The organism is Arcanobacterium pinnipediorum (assembly GCF_023973165.1).
GTDB classification, from domain to species: domain Bacteria; phylum Actinomycetota; class Actinomycetes; order Actinomycetales; family Actinomycetaceae; genus Arcanobacterium; species Arcanobacterium pinnipediorum.
The window spans coordinates 145,471-164,662 of the sequence record NZ_CP099547.1 but is presented as its reverse complement, the minus strand read 5'-3'; the positions used below and the strand labels follow the sequence as shown (position 1 = coordinate 164,662).

Here is a 19,192-nt window from a genome sequence, read left to right as displayed (position 1 = left end):
TCTTCTACCTCTCAAGTGTGCACCAGTAACGAACTTATGTCCAGTTGACTAATTCATTCTTGAGTCTGCTCTACTCAACTTCGGTGAACCGTTTTTTATTCCCACCACTTCCATTCCACATAACCACATTCCGTAAAACATTGCTATATCAACACTTGCACCATTTGATATCTGCGCTACCACCGGCGGATCGCGGCAGCTACACCGCCCGCAAAATGATTCGTGCCACCATCTGCGCTCAGAGCGAATCAGGCGTGAAGACATGGCCCCCAACGCCGGTGCGATATACTTTGACTCAGCAGAAAGGTAAAGCAACATGCAGATTAACGACTCGACAACAGCCAACGATCCCTATCGTTATCTAGAAGACCTCTCCCCAGATAACCTTCAGTGGGCAAATACTATATCTGAGCACACCATCCAACACTTCTCCGGCCCAGAGTTCATCTCGCGCCAAAACCAGCTCGATGAGATCCTTTCTGCAAAAGACCACCTTGTTATCGGCATTCAGCGCGGGGAGTTCGTCTACGATTTTTACGTCGACGGCGATCATCCGCGCGGCCTGTGGCGGCGCACCCCAGCCGCCGACTATCTCACCTATGTTTCACCAGAAACTGAACCCGAGTGGGAAATCTTGCTCGATATTGACGAACTAGGCAAAAAAGAGAACGAATCATGGGTATTCGGTGGCGCCCAGCTACTCTACCCCAGCTACGATCGCGCCCTAGTTTCGTTGCATCCGGGCGGCTCAGATACCAACGTCGTGCGCGAATTCGATATCGCAACCCGCTCGTTCGTCCCTGAAGAACAAGCCTTTATTAAACCCAACTCCAAGGGCACGATGCGTTGGGTGGACCGCGATAGAGTGGTTATTAGCGCCGACTTTGGCGCCGAGTCTGTGACTGCTTCTGGCTACCCGATCTCGGCACGCCTGTGGTCGCGCGGCGAAAAACTAGCCGACGCAACCGAGATCATTCGCGGCGAGTTCGACGACGTCGTCGTCGCAGCCTCCTACGACCACACTCCCGGACACGAAAAGCTTCTCGCGCAACGCGCCACCGATTTTAGAAATACGATCGTCTACGACGTCGATATCGCCAAGTTGGCGAACGGTGAACCAGAAGCATTGCGGCCAATCAAACTACCCAGCTCAGCTATGGTGAGCGTCGTACGCAATTGGGTTATTGCCGAACTACGCTATCCGTGGGAAGTCCACGGGCAGACCTATCCAGCTGGTTGCCTCCTGGCAATCGACTACGCCAGCGCACTATCTGGCCCGACGCCACACGATATTCACCTCATGTATGAACCCAACGAGACATCATCGCTATTGAGCGTGAGCCCAGTAGCTTCCGGGGTCGTGTTCACCACGCTCGACGACGTGCGCGGGCGGTTCTGGTTTGCTCACTACGCCGATTCACAATGGCACATCCTCGAACTACACCCCCAGATACCTGAGTTTTCCACCGCCAGTATTGCCGCGGTTGATTCCCACACATCCGATGAGGTGTGGATCATAGCCTCCGGCTTCCTCGACCCAACAACCCTCTTCCACGGCACAGTTTCACCAGATGGCCTGGCAATGAAACAACTACGCCAAGCACCCCACCGGTTCGATAACTCTGGATTAGGCGTTGCCCAACACTGGGCTACATCAGCGGACGGCACCAAGATTCCATACTTCGTCGTCGGCCCACACGATGCGATCGCTGGAAAGAAAAACGTCCGAACTTTGCTCGATGGATATGGCGGATTCGAAGTCTCGCGCCTGCCATCCTATATTTCCACCTACGGCAAGATGTGGCTGGAACAAGGCTACGTCTATGCGCTGTCAAATATTCGCGGCGGCGGGGAATACGGACCGCGCTGGCACCAAGCAGCACTGCGCGAAAACCGCCACAAAGCCTATGAAGATCACGCAGCCGTTGCCGCCGATTTAGTTGCTCGCGGTATCACAACTGTTGCCCAGCTTGCCGCAACCGGCGGATCGAACGGCGGTTTACTGATGGGGAATATGTACACCACCTATCCTGACCATTTCGGGGCTATCGTCTGCCGCGTCCCGCTTCTCGATATGAAACGATTCTCCCATCTGCTAGCTGGAGCATCCTGGATGGCAGAATACGGCAACCCTGATACTGATGATTGGGAATACCTCAAGCACTACTCCCCCTACCATAATGTTCACGAAGGACCTTACCCACCCATTTTGATCACCACCTCAACGCGCGATGATCGCGTACATCCAGGCCACGCCCGAAAATTCTTCCAAAAACTAAGCGATGCTGGCTTTGAAGCCTACTATCACGAAAATACTGAAGGCGGACATGCCGGGGCAGCAGATATCAAACAAACCGCGCTTCTCACGGCACTAATCTTCTCCTACCTCGATTCAGTGCTCGCGCCGTGAACGTGGGCTACCACCCTAAGGTTCGTCCAATGTTTTCCCGTAGTTTGCCCAACCGTTGGATTCGTATCGGATCGTCGTCGAAACCATAATCGAGCGCATTGCCCGTATTCTCATAGCGCGTAGCGTCCATAAAATAAGATAACGCGCTGCCGGTGAGCTGGTTGGCTACTTGGGAACGCAACGCCGTAATCCACGAAAACGGCTGCCGAGAAATCTTAGGGAAGTCCCTACCTTCAGCATCCCTAATCGCATGGTCGATAAAATTCACGCCGTTGAGCAAACCATAATAGGAACTGCGCCCCAAGCGCGTATTCATCTCCAACATATAAGGAACATCTGTTCCTAGATCAACCTTGAAATCAATATTAAAAAACCCGACATACCCCAAGCCATCTACCGCACGTTGGCACAAGTCTTGCAAATCAGGGCGATCGGTATCGGTGAGCAATAAATGGTTGCCCACCCACATTGGCCGAGTATCAGTCAACACACTGCGCGCTTGGACAAAGACCGTGCGCCCATCGCGGCTACGATAACCATTGACGGAAAACTCTTGAGTGTTATCCCCCGAAATATAGGTTTGCACCAGCATGTTTCCACTAAAGCCCGAAGCGAAAACCGCAGCCAGATAATCCTTGGCCTCAGCGGCATTGTGCGCATGAAACCCTTTATGTTTTTGTGGGAAATCGAAAGAATTAAACGTCTCGTAATCGTCGGCTTTAATGAACTGCTCTGCGTCTAAGACCTGCGAGGAATAGTTATGTGGACCGGCAATCAGCGTCTTAGGAACGGCAATCCCCAACTCTTCCATTCGCGCATAAAAGAAACTTTTATCCATCAACGCCCTGCCCAACTGAGCATCCGGGTAGGGCATCACGGGCGAGAAATCTAGCAGATCTAGGGCCCGGTAAAGCATGTGAAGATACTCTTCGGTAGGGGCAATCATCAAGAAATTCTCGACGTCTTTATCACGGCTGGCCCAGACCTCATTGAGTAGCGCCGCAAAAATATCGACATCAGCAGAAAACCCGGAACGAACATGAACCTGGGCAATTTTGGTGTGGTAAAACGGCGCCAGAATACCTGCGCCGCACACTACCGCCTGGCGCCCGTAGGCTTGATGGTAGGCGCGAGCTTGAGTGTATGAATTCTCGTCTGTTCCCAAGATCAACGGAACAATAGCCATCAGTCTTCCTTCCGGCCAGTCAACTCCCGGAACCGGTCATATTTTTCGGCATCGAGAATGCGATCTATATTCCCGATCCAGTGAATAACGTTATCCTCGGTGAACTTGCGCTTGAAATGATAGAGCCCATTATCTTCATCCGTATGGAAAATACCGCCCATGTCATAGTATCGGCAGCCCTGCTCAGCAGCATACGATATTTCCTCATAGTTGATCTGATAAGACTGCCCCACCTGGAACTCGTGAGAATCTGCGCCATAGAGGGCATTGGCCGTATCGTTAAACGTAATCAAAAACGAAGTGGTGATCGCTCGTCCTTCAAACATCGAAAAGCTCAGTCGAACCCGATCTTCAAAGGCATCATAGAGCCGCTCAAAATAACTATAGGGCCGATACGAAATCCCGTGATGTTGATTCATCATCTCAAAAAGACGATAAAACTCCGGCAGATCCTCACGCCCACCCACGCGGTTAGTAACCCCAAGCCGGTAAGACTTACGCACATTTTTCCGAGTGTTCTTCGACAACGCCGCCAACAACTCTTCCCGATTGCGTCCATTGATATCCAACACCAGGCTCATCAGTGGCTGAGTGGTATTGGCATCCTCACGCTGGAACGGATACCCGGCTTGAGCGTAGGCCTGACGCAAACCTTCATCATCAGCCACGCTCGGATCAATTCGCAACAAGAAACCCTCGTGGGCCCGAGCATACGCTTCGGCTTCGTCGATAAGGCTAGTAACGACGTCGATCTGGTTCAAATCACAGACCGGGCCACGCGGAGCGTAAAACAACCGGGCGCCAAACCGTGAATCCATAATGGATAAAACCGAAAGGGTGGCATCGATTTCGCCGTCAGTTTCGTGATAGAAATAGTGGCTATCCCAGCCGGCTTTCACATGCGCCCAGGCACGAGTTTGCAACAGGTTAGCGTGCGGGCTCGAAGCTATAAAATCATCAAAACGTTGGGTTTGGTTCGCGTCGTTAATATCGAGAAACATAGTTTAAGAATAGTCTAGGAGATTGGCTACCTGCACGAACACCACTCCACTCACACAAAATGTGGTCTTTTAACGGTGCGGAAAAGCCCACGGGTTCGGCGATTTTGTCATTTTTCTGAATCGAAGAAGATCCATGCCAACCCAGCGATGATCAAAACACTACCGCCAACAATATATGCGGCAAGATAACCCGAATAGTCGATGATCAGCCCGGCGATAATCGGGCCGAGAATAGTGCCGAAATCGGTGAACTGCTGGAAGAAGGAGACCACCGATCCGCCTTGCCGATCACCGATGATGTCCGCAACTGCTCCTTGTTGAGCCGGCTGAATAAAACCAGCGCCAATACCACCGAAGAAACACAGGGCAATGAATGTCACCGTCGTGAGTGAAAAACCGAGCGCAATCGTAAATACGCCTGAGATCAGCAAACCCCAAATCGTCACGCTGGCGCGACCATAGAGATCTGCCCAGCGCCCGGCACGTAGCAAGGCCACCACATTACCCAGAGCAAAGGCCGTCATTGCACCGCCAGCCAGCCAGTCGCCCGCCGGCAGCCAGTGCGGGCCAACCATAATCGTGCCCGCTAGAAGAGGAACCACCGCAACACGCATACCCATATTGGCCCAGCCTTGAACGAATGCAGTGCCTAACACGAGCGGGAAGCGTCGATGCTCAAACGCCCCAGCGATAGTTAGCACGCCGCGGTCAGTTGAGTTAGGCACCATAACCGTGGGCGCAACTTTAGGAAACACCTCCGCAGCGCGCGGAGCTTGGGCTTTGCCGCCAGAGCGCTTGAATAAAATTTTCCGCCACTGACGACGCCGATGCCCATCAGCAGGAATTTCGTAGGCAACGATCGCCATCGCGATTAACAACATCACCGCATAGATCATGAACGGCCACCGATAGCCTAGTGGCGCGATCAACGCCCCCAAGGCTGGGCCAGCAATATTACCGATAAGGAACCCACCACCGAACGCTGCCGAGGCGCGCCCGCGCGCATTGGGCGGAGCCAACTGGATTACCAGCGACATCGCTGCAACCGAAAACATTACCGAACCAAAACCACCCACACCGCGCAGAATCAACAAATGCCAGTATGCTTGCGAGCCCGCGCTAGCAGCTGAGGAGATAGCAACAATGAAAATACCGAGCAAGTACAGTCGGCGTTCCCCGAGACGCCCAGACAAGCGCCCAGCTGCTGGAGCAAAAATAAGTCGGGTGAAAGCGAATGCGGACACAACTAAAGTGGCCGCCGTCGTCGTTACCCCGAACTGGATAGCGAACCGCGGCAAGACCGGGGCAACGATTCCATAGCCCAACGAAATTGCAACCGACGCTGCAACAATCACCCAGATTTCGCGCGGTAGACGCACTTTCTCAACATTTTTACTCACATATTTATGTGTATCAGGCACGCCCAGAAAAGAAAAGCTGTAGCCACGTGCCCTGACACACGTATAAACTAAGAACCATGGTTGACACATATTCTTTCCCACCGCCCATCACAAAAATGGCAGACGGCACGATCAAACAGATCAACCCGTTTTCCGGAACCGAAGTGTGGACCATACCCGGGCGCGCTGATCGTCCGATCGATATCGTGCACACCGACGTCGAACCGATCGATCCCGAACTCATCGGCCACACGTGCGCGTTTTGTACCCAGCGAATTTTAGAGACGCCGCCGGAAAAAGCGCGGATTGTGCGTAAGCGCGACGATGCCGTGGTTTACCGCGGTACCGACGTCGATATGCTCACTCGCGAGTGGGAGTTCCGTCGCATCCCTAACCTGTTTGAGATTTTGTCGTTTGACTACTGGGCGAAGAACTATGATTATCGTCTGCCGGCTGCTGCTCGTGGCCGGCTCGAAGCCTACATGGCTGATCCGGCTGGGCGCGCTCACGTACTTAAAGTCTTGCGGATGAAACTGCATAACACCCATACTGAGGAAGAGTTTGAGGCACTTAGCGATCTCGAAATCACCACGTTGGCCTATCCGCTTTTCGGGGGCGGCCACGATTTGATCCTGGCACGCCGGCATTTTATTCCCGGAGCAACCACCACCGCACAGTTAGCTTCGGCTGGCACTCTCACACCACAAGAACACGAATGGTTTATTCGCCTCACAGTTGATGCTATGCATGATCTCTACACCCAAAATAAATACGTTCGTTACGTGCAAGTGTTCCAAAACTGGCTCAAACCAGCCGGTGCGTCCTTTGACCATTTACATAAGCAGCTCGTAGCAATCGATCAACGTTCAGTTAACGGCAAACTCGAAGTCGAACGAGTGCGCCAAAATCCGAACCTGTACAACGAAGCTGCCGTGAACTATGCGGGCTACCATAATTTAATTTTGGCTGAAAACGCCCACGCTATTGCGATTGCGGGATTTGGCCACCGTTATCCGACGTTAGAGATTTGGTCTAAATCCCCTGCCTCCCAGCCGTGGGAACACACCGATGAAGAACGTCGAGCGATGAGCGATTTAATCCATGCGATGCATGCAGCAACTGGCCCAGATGTTCCCACCAATGAAGAATGGCATTGTAAACCGATTGATGCTGATGTGAATATGCCGTGGAAAGTGCTGATTAAATGGCGTGTTTCCACCTTGGCTGGATTCGAAGGTGGCACAAAGATCTACGTCAACACGATTGATCCATGGGCACTGCGTGACCGCGTCGTGCCGCGCCTACTAGAGCTGCGCGCCGAAGGGGCAATCGCACACAATATCTCCATTGCCAGCGAATGCAGCAATGAGCCTAATGTGCTCAAATATAATCCGAATCTTTCCTTATAGGAATCTCGGGGTTTTCAGCGGCGAGTAGAACAAGCAGTAGCGACACCCCTATAAAGCCGATGATACAACCACTGTAAACCCCGTGGTAGCACCACGTTAAGGTAAATGTTGGCCGCAAACACTTACTGCACAATCGTCCCATCTGCCATGCGCAAAACACGATCGGCAACCGAGGTAGCCTCATCCGGATCGTGAGTGACGAAGATAGCCGTCATCTGAGCAGCTTTGAGGATCTGGCGCACATCTACTGCCAGGCGTTGGCGCAACTCTTTATCCAGAGCAGAAAGCGGTTCATCGAGAAGGAGTACCTGTGGGCGCGCAGCGAGCGAGCGCGCCAAGGCAACCCGCTGGGCTTGACCTCCCGAAAGAGTGCCCACCTCACGCTTTTCAAAGCCAGCCAACCCCACGACGTCGAGCATGTGTGCCACCCGCGCTTGACGTTCACTGCGCTTAACCCCAGCCATTTCGAGACCGTAAGCGATATTGCGTTCGACGTTGCGGTGCGGGAAAAGTTGGCCATCTTGAAACACCATGCCCACGTTGCGCCGGTGTGGGGGAACTCCATCCATATCCTGCCCACCCACTGTGATACGACCCTGCGCGATCGGCTCCAGCCCAGCAATTGCCCGCAACAGTGTGGACTTACCCGACCCTGAAGAACCAAGTAGCCCTAAAATCTGGCCGTGATCAACATCCAGGCTCACATCTCGTAACGCCTGGAAACCATCTGGATATCTCAAACTCACATGCTCAATGTGGATCGTGGTCATCACGTTTTCTCCTTGTTGGGCCGCTGAGACGAACTGCGCGGTTTGCTCAACACTTCCACTACCACCATCACCAATGCAGTGATCGCACACAAAATCACGGTGCCAGCGTATGCCATTCCTTGATCAGCTGCCCCTGCGCGACTAACGAGCTGATAAATCATGACCGGCAATGTTGGTTCACGTTGCAATACGAGGAAGGAGGTAGCTGAAAATTCCCCGATACTAATCGCAAACGCAAACCCGGCCCCAACTCCGAGTGCCCGCGCAAGCACCGGGCCTTCAACGGTGAAGAAGGCGCGAAAGCGTGAAGCACCCAACGTCACGGCAGCATCGTAGAGATCGCGATTAACCCCGTCTAACATCGGAACGATGGTACGAATAAGAATCGGCAACGCCACCAGAGCTTGCGCCAACGGCAACAACAGTGGCGAATCGGCAACAAAACGTAGCGAACTGCCCATCGCTACCAACATACCAAAGCCCAACGTCACAGACGAAATACCAACCGGAACAATGAACAGCGCATCGTAGAGACTTTGCACCCGATGCCAGGCACGTTGATGGGTGCGCATTTTGCGCGTCACCAAAAGTCCAACCATGCCACCAACAACGACGGCGATCACCGAAGCATAGATAGCTGACGATAACGATTGCCAGATGGTTGAGGCGATAGCGAAATCTACTGACCTTGCCGCACCTGCCCGGAACAAATCAGTGAAATTAGCGATTGTGAACTCCCCGTTACGCCGCAACGAACGAATAATGACTTGGACAATCGGTAAAACAATCAGCGCAAGCACAATCGCTAAAACACCGATAACCATCGGGCGTTGTTGGCGGGTAACGCGCGGCAAGCTACGCACGAAACGCGAATGGGTATCAACCACAACCGCGTCTTTACTAAAGCGCTGGGAGATAATGAGGGCAGCAACGACGATAATTGCTTGAACCAGAGAAAGAACCGCGGCCGTGCCAAGGTTGAGGAACTGCGCTGTTTGCCGATAGATTTCTGTCTCTAACGTTCGCGTGCGCGTTGTTCCCAGTATCATCACCAAACTGTATGAGGTTGAACAATACAAGAAAACGAGAGTTGCTGCCGAATACACTGCTGGAGCCAACCGCGGCCACGTCACAGAGGTAAACGCACGCAGTGGCGAGGCGCCGAGCGTGCGCGCTGCAGCTTCATAGTTCGGATTGAGTCCGCCCCACGCCGCACCCACGGTACGGACGATCACCGAAATGTTGAAAAACATCATTGCTAGCACAATGAGTATCGGCGAACCGGCAAGGTTGAGGAAACCGAATAAACCGCCGTCGTCGTATAGGGAACGAAACGCGGTAGCAACCGCGATCGTGGGCAGCACGAACGGGAAGACAATCAAAAATCGAATAATGTTTTGGCCCGGGAAACGTCTGCGATACAAAATGTAGGCAGCTGGCACGCCCACCGCAATGGACAATAATGTTCCGGCAAAAGCTAAGGCTAACGTCGTCACCAACGCAGTGCCTGCTCGCGCTCGCGACAACTGCTCGCCTATGCCGGCCAAGCCGCCTGAATTCCAGCTCGCCGCCAGTTCTGCTACACCCAAGCTCAGTAGATCAATAACCGGAGCGAAGAAGAACAATCCGAGGAAGAGCGCCGGGCCTAGAGCGCACAGCGCCCACACAATCAGTGGGCGCTGTGTCAGAGATTTCAACATCGAAGGAGTTTTCTTAGAACAGTTCCGTAACCGCGGTAATCCATTCTTCCTTCGAATCGACAATCTTTTGCGGATCTAGGGATGCAACAGCGTCTGGCCGCGGCGCAAATTCTGCCATGCCCTTGGGCAACTGTGCAGATTCGTCGATTGGATACGTAACATTTTCTTCGGCAATGACGGTCTGAATCTTCGGGGTAGACAACCATTGGAGGAACTTTTGTGCACCCTCAACGTTCTTCGCACCCTTGAGAACACCGGCGTATTCCACTACCGGGTAGCAGCCACCGGCAACGTTAGCTGTGCTGGAGGCGTCACCTGCTTCGTTAATCGTCCAAAATGGCGAAGAAGCATATGACATGACGATCGGATAGGCACCCTTACCTTCACCGGCAGTGAAATCTACCTGGTAGGCGTCCTTCCATCCGGCATCAACCTTAGTGCCGTTAGCCAAAAGCTGCTTCCAGTAATCAACATAGCCATCTTCACCAAAGTGCGAAATTGTTGCCGCCAGCAACGCAAACCCAGTATCGGACTTTGACGGATCCTCAATCACAGTTAGGTTTTGGTATTCTGGCTTCACTAAATCTTCCAAGCCAGCCGGAGGCGTCAAACCTTTATCTTCGAAATAGGCAATATCGTAGTTGAAACATGCATCAGATCGATCTAGTGGCATAGCACCGCTAGCTTGGGCGATCTTGTATTTATCGGCACCTTTGGGACCATCTAGTTTAACCGAATCGTCAAGAACACCAGCGTTAGCAACGTCGATAATGTTATTAGCAGTTAAGCCAATAACTGCGTCACCTACCGGATTGTTCTTCGTTAAGATGAGTTTGGAGTCCAGCGTGCCAGACTCTTCACCATTAACTAGCTCAACTGTGAATCCTGATTCCTTGGTGAATGCAGCAAGGACATCGTCAGGTAAGGAGAAGGATCCATTGGTAACGACCTTAACCGTCTGTGGAGCCTTCTGAGTTTCCTTCTCCATCGCATCAGGCGTTTTATCTGCCGCTGGAACGCTCGATGAGCAAGCGCTTAATGCCAGTGCACATGCGGTAACTAAACCAAGGCTCAACTTACGGGTTTTCATATCTTTCCTCCGTTATTCATGGAGGGCCTGCTACACATAGCATTAAACCGTAGCGTAGTAGGGAGAGAACTCACTTCCTCCGCCGGTATGACCCGGATCAGGTATGAGGGTCTGCAGAAAAGTTCGCACTCTCAGCACATTTGCGCTCCCCTGTGACATCCTCATCCTATCACCGAGTTTTCGGCATGAGAAAAGCGAAAACCAAGGTTTGAGTTTCCTCTCACTAGGAGCGAACAGCAAAATCCCGAGATCGCCTACACTCATCTCCGCTACGGAGTTAGAACAGGTAATCTCGGGATCGTCTGCGAAGAAAAATCAGGCTTTGTCTTCAGAATTCCGTGCGCCATACCATTGGGCGGTCTTGCGTTGCATCGCCTCGTTGACAAGAGCAGTCACTCCTGCCGTGACTGCAGAGAAGGTAGCAATCTGTGCCAGCGGGAGATCGAGATCAGTCTCATCACCATTCGGTGTGGCTTTCCCCAAGCCCTTTTCCCACACCAGCGTCACAACCTGACGGGCAACAAGACCAGCAACAGCGCCGGTAGCCAAACTTAGAAGGCGGTATCCGAGGTTCATCTTTTTCCTTTCGTAACGCAACTCGCCAGCATCGTTGGCGAGCGCAACTATCTTTAGTCTACCGTGAGATCTCCTCCAGCGAGCAGGTCACTATCTAATTCATCAACATCAAAAGCGGACATACCAGGCCGGCGGGTGCGATAAGCGGCCCGGGAAATAACATGTGCCGAAATCGGTGAAGTAACGAGTTGGAAACCAATGACGGCAAGGAGAGTCCACGTCACTGCACTATCGCGCACAACCAACATCACGCCGAACATCAGCAAAATAAGCGACATCACTTGCGGCTTAGTAGCAATATGCTGCAAGGAAAACACATCAGGAACCCGCAACGCGCCAATAGTGGCGATTAGGGTCAATACACTGCCGAAGAAAATCAAAACAGTGCCAACCCAGTCTAATATCACCATCACTCTTCCTCCTTAGGCAGTGCACGCGCAGTGACCGTAGAACCAACGAACCCTACGAGCGAAACCACCACAAACACCGGCAAAAGATCGGTGCGCCGCGTAACGGCAAACAAAATGGCGATACCTCCAACCAGCACTGAGGTGATCATGTCTAAGGTAACCACGCGGTCTAAAATAGTTGGCCCGCGCCCCAGACGCCACATCAATAACACCACCGCAATCAACTCAATCACGGCACTTGCTGCTAATAGCCAGATCACTGCCCATCCTCCAATCTGCCATATGAGCGTGAGGGGCCAGGAACATAGCCTGCATCAACCAACTCATCATGCGAAGCAAAGGCGCGCAACAACCGCTCTTCAACGGTAAGTATCGATTGCCGCGCGTTATCAATTCCACCCGCCAATTCCATATCAAAAATATGAACATAGAGAATAGATTCTTCACGCGAAACATCAACCACCACTGTGCCGGGGATCAGTGCCGTCAATCCAGCCACACTCGCAATATAAACATCGGATCGCGAATGTAGCCCTACTTTGATAACTCCAGATCGAGGCTCATGCCCGCGAACTATAAACCACGATATCTGTGCAGTGGCTAGCGCCATCTCCCACATCACCGTCGTCACCAACAAAACTACTCCCCACGGCCGAAACCGCCCGTCGAAGGCGACAGCTGGAAATGGAGCCAAGCTCGTAACTACCAGCGCAGCTAAAAAGCCAGCCGCAACATTTCCGACGCTGAACTCACCCCAAAGTAAAACCCACGCCAGAGTCAAACCAAGCAACAACCCCATCGAAGCGTGCGGGAATCGTTCCGACTGCAAAACCGCATGGCGCATCGAGCGCGAACTACGATATTTCACCGCTGAGCCTCCTTTTCCTCAGTGACCTCACTACTTTGGCCCGTGCCGCGTTCCTCGTCAGGTAAAACTGCTGAAATATAGGGGGTGCGTTGATGTAACTCGCTGGCCGCATCCCAGGTGTATCGTCCCAGCGGTCCCGCACCCAGCGAAATTCCGATCGTCACTGCTACTAGAGTCGCGGTGGAGATAATCATAGCGCGCGGAATAGTTTTCTCCGGCAACTCGTGCGGTGCCTCTTGCCAAAACATCATCGTCCATGCTCGCGTCACCGCATACAAGGTCAAAAGCGATGTCACCACGCCAGCACCGATGAGCCACCAGTCGATTGCTAACCCACGCGAGGCAGAGGCTTGAATCAGGCCAACTTTGCCGAAAAATCCCGATAGGGGCGGAATACCTGCGAGGTTTAGGGCCGGGATCAGATACAGTACAGCAAGCACCGGAGCCAGCTTTGCCAATGATCCGAGTTTGATCAGCGAGGTCGTGCCCCCGCGACGTTCAATTAGCCCTACCACCAAGAACAGGGCAGTTTGGACCGTAATATGATGGACGGCGTAATAGATTCCGGCACCCAAACCGTTGTCAGTTGACGACGAAATTCCCCACAGCATGTAACCGATGTGCGAAACCAGAGTGAAGGAAAGTAGACGTTTAATATCTTGTTGCGCCACTGCGCCAAGAATACCGACGAGCATGGTGACGATTGCGAAAACACCAAGGATGAGATCTATCCGGTTCGAGGCGAAGAGCAAGGTTTGAGTTCGAATAATGGTGTAGATACCAACCTTGGTCAATAATCCGGCAAAAACTGCTGTTACCGGAGCCGGAGCAGTCGGGTATGAATCTGGTAGCCAAGCAGATAGCGGGAAGATCGCTGCTTTAATACCAAAACCGATCAGCATCATCGTCTGGATCGCAAGGCCCACACCCGGATCGACGTCGGGCAGGCGCAACGCCAACTGCGCTAGATTCACTGTTCCAGTAGCTGCGTATGTGAAGGCAATCGCCATCAATAGCACAACTGAAGAGATGAGCGAAACCACAATATACACTGTGCCAGCCCGGATGCGATCATGGGTTCCACCTAAAGTGATGAGCACGAACGAGGCCATGAGTAACAGCTCAAAACCCACGTAGATATTGAATAAATCCCCGGAAAGAAACGCGTTGGACACCCCGGCAGAAAGCAGTAAGAACGCCGGATGGTAGACCGCGATCGGGGCCGCATCATCGCCGTCGGCTGCACCTTGGGATACCGAATACACCAGCACTGCCAGCGTCACAGTTACTGACGTGGCCAACATGATCGCCGCGAGCCGATCACCTACCAAACTCACGCCCACTGGCGAAGCCCAGCCACCGACGTCGAGCACAATCGGCCCGGACTGAGATAAAAATACTAACGCGAGCGCAACAACGAGCACGATAGATAAAATCGTGATGGAAATCCAGCCTTGCAAGCGGCGAAACGACGCCGAAGCCAGCGATAACCCGGCACCTAAGATAGGGACGACTACCGGTAGGGCAACAAGAAAATTCAGGTTCATCAGTGTTTCGCCTCCGAAGTCTCCTGCTGGCTCATGTGTGCCTCAGATTCATTTTCACTGCGTGACTCCGTCTCGTCTCGAGCTTCTTCTGCGTCATCTTCAATACGCTGTGGCTTATCGGCACGCTCGGCAATCTTTACTGCCTCCGAATGTTTCGCAAGGCGCTTGTCTTCAAGGTCGTCTTGGACTTCGTCGTTGCCATATAACTGCCACGAACGATAGCCAACTGCCAATAAAAACGCCGTTAAACCCAAGGAGAGCACGATTGCAGTCAGCATCATTGCTTGGACGAGCGGGTCAGCCATCTGGTGTGGTTCTGCCTGCCCCACAATAGGAGGCTGGCCAGATGGACCACCGGCTATAAGGAATAAAATATTGACCGAATTGGTGATCGAGGCTAACCCCACCACGATTCGCGAGAGGGATCGCTCCGTAACTAGGTAGACTCCCACTGCCATGAGTACACCAGCTAAAAGTATTAAAACTGCAGACGACGTCATGGGTTCACCTCCCCAACTAGGTGCGATACCCGGTTCGACTCAGGTTCTTCGTCTTGTTCGATATGGCGGTCGATTTCGGCGCCTAGGGAACGCACGATATCGAGACAGAAACCGACGACGGCGATGTAGACGCCGATATCGAAGAACAGTGCCGTGGCGAGCTTGACTGGCCCAAAGATCGGCATCACGAACTCCAATGAGGCCGTTTGTAGAATCGTGCCTCCAAGGGCGATGGGTGCTAGTGCGGCTATGGCTGCAATAATCATTCCACTTCCCATCAAATGCCCCGGGTGGAGCGGGATAGCAGCACCGAGCTCGTAGCGCCCACCGGCGATGTAGCGCAAAACCAATGCGATACCAGCGAGTAGGCCGCCAGCGAAACCGCCGCCAGGGAGGTTGTGCCCGGAGAAAAGATAGAAAACTGACACGATGAATATTGTGTGGAAGATCAGCCGGGTACCGACTTCGACGATGACGGAGCGATGGGCTGGGTCTTGGAGGCGCGATGCTGCCAGCCAGACGTGGTTATCTGCCCGGGATCTGTGGGCCAGATCGGCGTCGGGGATGATTAAGTTGCGGAATCGATCTACGCGCCCGGAACGGGCGTTGATGAATAGGAGGGAGGAAATTCCAATACCGCACGCTACCAGTACCGACATTTCGCCTAGGGTGTCCCAGGCACGAATATCAACTAGCGTCACGTTCACAATATTTTTACCGTAGCCGTAGGCGTAGGCTTCGTCGTGGAAAAGTTCGGAGATGGGTGTTAGGCTGCGTGCACCGGCCGCAAGCCAGGCCATTGCAGACATTGCCACACCCATAAGGATCGCCAAGCCGAGGCGTATGTGCCGCACAGCTATGACGGGCCGCGCCGAAAAGTATACGGGTAGGCGACGCATTACCAGAATGAAGACCACCAAGGTCATTGTTTCTACCAGCACCTGGGTCAGGGCTAGATCTGGAGCGCCGTAGAGTTCGTAGATTAGGGCTACGCCATATCCTGAGACTCCAATGAACATGATGGCTTTTAATCGCCGTCGCGAACGCGCCGCCAGAACCGCAGCGATGGCCGTTACCAACGCAACTCCTGCTTGGGGTAGCGAATCCCATAGCCGCACGCGCGCTATGGTTTCTACCCCACCCCACCACAGTGATAGTGGAACAGCAACAATAATAAACGTCATGATCATCGACATGTATGCCGGTAGCGAGCCGCGCTGGGTTAACGCCGTCGCCCAGCCTGAAACGGTTTCGAGTTCGGAAATGATCCAACGGTACACACCATCAGCGCTCAGTGGAACATCATAGGTGTGCATCTTAGTGGCGAAGCGTCGCGTTAGTACGAAAAGCACACCACCCACCCCGATGATCGCACACGTTATGAACAACGGCAGGTGGAACCCGGCAAAGACAGCCAGGTGGGCGCGATCCCCGGGAAGAGTATGGGCGTACGGAGCTAGAACGTTTTCGAGTGTGTTTGCGTTGAGTCCGACGACGATGCCCAGTATTGCTAGAAACATGATTGGGGAGGTCATGAGCCAGGAGGGGTGTTTTACATCGGTGCGTCCAACGCCAGGCTTGGTTGCAAACCCACCCCACCAAAAGCGTAGCGTGTAGGCAACTGTGAATGCTGAGCCGAGTGCGATGACTATCCAGGTGAAGGTATCAAGTCCGTTGGAATCAACTAAGCCTTCTAGGGCGGCTTCTTTCGCAACAAATCCTGCTGTCAAGGGTAGCCCCATCATTGAAGCCCCTGCTAGACCAGCCCCTATCGCTACTGGCAGACATTGTTTGCCGACGCCGGAGAGTTCGCGCAGATCACGTGTGCCGGTTGACCAGTCGAGCGAACCAACGGATAAGAAAAGCGTGGATTTGAATAGGGCGTGGGCCACCAATAACGCTAGACCTGCTAGGAGGGTTGCTGGGGTTCCATAGCCTACAAGTACGATGATGAGTCCGAGTTGCGAAACTGTGCCAAATGCTAAGACGAGTTTGAGATCGAACTGTTTCATGGCGCGAAAACCGCCCACAATAAGTGTTCCTAGGCCGGCTGTAATAACCACGTATCGCCATTGTGGTAGGTGGGCAAAGCCGGGTGCTAAGCGGGCAATGAGATAGACTCCGGCTTTAACCATCGCAGCTGCATGAAGATAGGCCGAGACAGGTGTGGGGGCAGCCATTGCTGCGGGTAGCCAGAAGTGGAATGGAATCAGTGCAGATTTAGATAATGCGCCGATGAGGACCAAGACTACTGCGGTGGAGATCAGTACGCCGTGGGTAGAAACCAGATATGGGCCTTGGGATACCAGTTCCGATAGCCGATAAGAGCCACCGGAGATTTGCCCGAGGATAATGATTCCGGTGAGCATCGCCAAACCACCGGCGGTGGTAACGATGATGGCTTGGCCGGCCGCGCGCCGGGATGCACTGGAGGTGAAGTTGTGCCCGATGAGCAGATACGAAAAGACGGTTGTTAATTCCCAATACATGTATAGGGCGAGGGTGTTGTCGGTTGTGACAAGGCCGAGCATTGCTCCTGAAAAAGCCACGAAGACGCCTGCGAATCGCCCTAAGCCTTGGGCGCGTGGGGAAAAGTAGCGTGCACAGTAGATCAGGACCAGTCCACCGATCCCGGTTACGATTAAGCCTAATACCCACGAAAGGTGGTCGATGCGCACATCAAGGTTGAGGTTTACTTGGTCTACCCACGGTATTTGTTCTTCGAGGCCTCCGCCGCCCAACACTTGTGGTGCGTGCAATATCAGCCATGTGAAGGCCGTGAGCGGAATAGCTGACAGAATCAAAAATCCTAGTCGGCCAGCTCGCATTATTCGCGGTGCGCTGAGGCCACCTAGCACGAAAAGTGCCAGCACAAAAAGCATCGTCATCCCTTCGCTGTGTCTTGTTCACAGTTTACGGGAAAGTTCCCGGTATTTTAACGAGTGACGTCGATGCGGTGGAAATTGAGGTGGGAACGTGAGGCTGTGGGGCCGCGTTGGCCTTGGTAGCGCGATCCGTTGGCACCGCTGCCGTATGGGTGAGCTGCGGGGGAGGAAAGTTCGAAGAAGCACAACTGCCCGATTTTCATTCCCGGGTAGAGCTTGATCGGCATGGTGGCAGTGTTGGATAACTCCAATGTGACATGGCCAGAAAACCCCGGATCAATAAACCCTGCCGTGGAATGGGTGAGCAGACCTAGCCGGCCAAGGCTTGATTTACCTTCAAGCCGAGCGGCAACGTCTGCTCCCAGAGTCACTAGCTCATAGGTTGCTCCCAAAACAAATTCGCCGGGGTGGAGGATAAAAGCTCCGTCAGCATCTACTTCTACTAGCCGCGTGAGATCGTTTTGATCGGCTGCCGGATCAATAACATCGTATTTGTGGTTATCGAACAGGCGGAAGAGACGGTCTAGGTGCACATCGACGCTCGAGGGCTGGATCATCTGCGGATCCCATGGTTCTAACGTGATGCGACCTTGGTGGACATACCGAGCAATATCACTATCTGAAAGCAGCATGGTTCTATTGTGCCACCTTCTGGACGCACCTGACTATCTTTTTGCTAAATTCCACCTGGGTAAGGCATAAATCGAACCGGCTCACTGGGCGTGTTACCATGCATTTATGCCAGTTTCTTCGCTATCTGAAAGCAGCCAAAACTACATGAAGGCAATCTGGTCTCTGGGCGAATGGTCTGATGAGCCGGTTACTGCCTCGAGCCTTGCCACGCGTGCCGGGGTTAAACTCTCTACCGCCTCAGATGCGATTCGTAAACTCAAAGACCAGGGATTGGTTGACCACGCTCCCTATGGCGCGGTGTATCTGACCGATCACGGGCGGGCGTTGGCGGTTGCGATGGTTCGGCGCCATCGACTCATCGAGACTTTCTTAGTTGATATTTTGGGATACGCCTGGGATGAAGTCCACGCTGAAGCCGAAGTCCTTGAACATGCGGTTTCTGACATTATGATCGAGCGCATGGCACTTCGGTTAGGTAACCCGGATCGCGATCCACACGGCGATCCTATCCCAGCTGCTGACGGAACGATTATTCGCCCGCGAGCTGTTTTGCTCAGTTCGATTGACCAGGGCGGTCAATTCCGAATTGAACGGATTTCCGACGACGATCCGCAGTTGTTACGTTTCTTCGATGCCTGCGGTATCGCCTATGGATGTACCTTGGTAGCTCAACCTCCGGCTCCTTATTCTGAATCAATTGAGGTGCAGGTATCAGGCCATAACTCCGTATTGTTGGGCAGTGGGGCACTGCGCGCAATCTGGGTTAGTGCCGTTGAGTAGGCTTAGTCCAATCTAGGCAAATCCAGA

17 protein-coding genes and 1 riboswitch are annotated in these 19,192 nt (G+C 53.2%); of the genes, 3 read left to right on the top strand and 14 right to left on the bottom strand.

Annotated features, from left to right (window positions below):
- Positions 1-316 precede the first annotated feature (316 nt).
- Positions 317-2,410 (top strand): prolyl oligopeptidase family serine peptidase, encoded by a 2,094-nt coding sequence (locus tag NG665_RS00685; RefSeq protein ID WP_252673418.1) that lies wholly within the window; start codon positions 317-319, stop codon positions 2,408-2,410.
- 7 nt (positions 2,411-2,417) lie between these two features.
- On the opposite strand, the gene NG665_RS00680 is transcribed toward NG665_RS00685, so the two are convergent.
- The 3 genes from NG665_RS00680 to NG665_RS00670 all read right to left on the bottom strand — a co-directional run bounded on the left by NG665_RS00680 (position 2,418) and on the right by NG665_RS00670 (position 5,997).
- A complete protein-coding gene (locus tag NG665_RS00680; RefSeq protein ID WP_252673417.1) occupies positions 2,418-3,596 on the bottom strand; it encodes a carboxylate--amine ligase in 1,179 nt (392 codons plus the stop codon).
- Positions 3,596-4,597 carry a lipid II:glycine glycyltransferase FemX gene (locus tag NG665_RS00675; RefSeq protein ID WP_252673416.1) on the bottom strand — a complete coding sequence of 334 codons (1,002 nt, stop codon included), beginning with the start codon at positions 4,595-4,597 and terminating at the stop codon, positions 3,596-3,598. Before NG665_RS00675 ends, NG665_RS00680 begins: the two co-directional genes overlap by 1 nt.
- Before the next feature lie 107 nt (positions 4,598-4,704).
- Positions 4,705-5,997, bottom strand: coding sequence for an MFS transporter (locus NG665_RS00670; protein WP_252673415.1), 1,293 nt, complete (start codon positions 5,995-5,997; stop codon positions 4,705-4,707).
- Between the two features lie 77 nt (positions 5,998-6,074).
- On the opposite strand from NG665_RS00670, the gene NG665_RS00665 reads away from it, so the two are divergent.
- Entirely contained in the window at positions 6,075-7,406 is a 1,332-nt protein-coding gene (locus NG665_RS00665) for a DUF4921 family protein (protein ID WP_252673414.1), read from the top strand.
- A gap of 122 nt (positions 7,407-7,528) precedes the next feature.
- Here the strand turns inward: NG665_RS00665 and NG665_RS00660 are convergent, their stop codons facing one another.
- The 11 genes from NG665_RS00660 to dcd form a co-directional block, all read right to left on the bottom strand.
- Positions 7,529-8,176: an ABC transporter ATP-binding protein gene (locus tag NG665_RS00660; protein ID WP_252673413.1), complete on the bottom strand. Its 648-nt coding sequence runs from the start codon at positions 8,174-8,176 to the stop codon at positions 7,529-7,531.
- Positions 8,176-9,876, bottom strand: a complete 1,701-nt coding sequence (locus NG665_RS00655) for an ABC transporter permease (protein WP_252673412.1) — start codon at positions 9,874-9,876, stop codon at positions 8,176-8,178. Before NG665_RS00655 ends, NG665_RS00660 begins: the two co-directional genes overlap by 1 nt.
- A gap of 13 nt (positions 9,877-9,889) precedes the next feature.
- Entirely contained in the window at positions 9,890-10,966 is a 1,077-nt protein-coding gene (locus NG665_RS00650; protein ID WP_252673411.1) for a thiamine ABC transporter substrate-binding protein, read from the bottom strand.
- A 57-nt stretch (positions 10,967-11,023) separates the two neighbouring features.
- Positions 11,024-11,128: riboswitch (TPP riboswitch) on the bottom strand.
- Between the two features lie 153 nt (positions 11,129-11,281).
- Positions 11,282-11,542 carry a DUF4235 domain-containing protein gene (locus tag NG665_RS00645; protein WP_252673410.1) on the bottom strand — a complete coding sequence of 87 codons (261 nt, stop codon included), beginning with the start codon at positions 11,540-11,542 and terminating at the stop codon, positions 11,282-11,284.
- Positions 11,543-11,595: 53 nt separating this feature from the next.
- A complete protein-coding gene (gene mnhG / locus NG665_RS00640; RefSeq protein WP_252674117.1) occupies positions 11,596-11,952 on the bottom strand; it encodes a monovalent cation/H(+) antiporter subunit G in 357 nt (118 codons plus the stop codon).
- The gene (locus tag NG665_RS00635; protein WP_252673409.1) at positions 11,952-12,212 is read right to left on the bottom strand and encodes an MrpF/PhaF family protein; all 261 of its coding nucleotides are present in this window, start codon (positions 12,210-12,212) and stop codon (positions 11,952-11,954) included. Before NG665_RS00635 ends, mnhG begins: the two co-directional genes overlap by 1 nt.
- A complete protein-coding gene (locus NG665_RS00630; protein ID WP_252673408.1) occupies positions 12,209-12,820 on the bottom strand; it encodes a Na+/H+ antiporter subunit E in 612 nt (203 codons plus the stop codon). The genes NG665_RS00635 and NG665_RS00630 overlap by 4 nt, the downstream gene beginning before the upstream one ends.
- A complete protein-coding gene (locus NG665_RS00625; protein WP_252673407.1) occupies positions 12,817-14,367 on the bottom strand; it encodes a Na+/H+ antiporter subunit D in 1,551 nt (516 codons plus the stop codon). The genes NG665_RS00630 and NG665_RS00625 overlap by 4 nt, the downstream gene beginning before the upstream one ends.
- Positions 14,367-14,867, bottom strand: coding sequence for a Na(+)/H(+) antiporter subunit C (locus tag NG665_RS00620; protein WP_252673406.1), 501 nt, complete (start codon positions 14,865-14,867; stop codon positions 14,367-14,369). Before NG665_RS00620 ends, NG665_RS00625 begins: the two co-directional genes overlap by 1 nt.
- Entirely contained in the window at positions 14,864-17,749 is a 2,886-nt protein-coding gene (locus NG665_RS00615; RefSeq protein WP_252673405.1) for a Na+/H+ antiporter subunit A, read from the bottom strand. Before NG665_RS00615 ends, NG665_RS00620 begins: the two co-directional genes overlap by 4 nt.
- A gap of 53 nt (positions 17,750-17,802) precedes the next feature.
- Positions 17,803-18,384 carry a dCTP deaminase gene (gene dcd / locus NG665_RS00610; RefSeq protein ID WP_252673404.1) on the bottom strand — a complete coding sequence of 194 codons (582 nt, stop codon included), beginning with the start codon at positions 18,382-18,384 and terminating at the stop codon, positions 17,803-17,805.
- A 106-nt stretch (positions 18,385-18,490) separates the two neighbouring features.
- On the opposite strand from dcd, the gene NG665_RS00605 reads away from it, so the two are divergent.
- Positions 18,491-19,165, top strand: coding sequence for a metal-dependent transcriptional regulator (locus tag NG665_RS00605; RefSeq protein ID WP_252673403.1), 675 nt, complete (start codon positions 18,491-18,493; stop codon positions 19,163-19,165).
- Positions 19,166-19,192 lie beyond the last annotated feature (27 nt).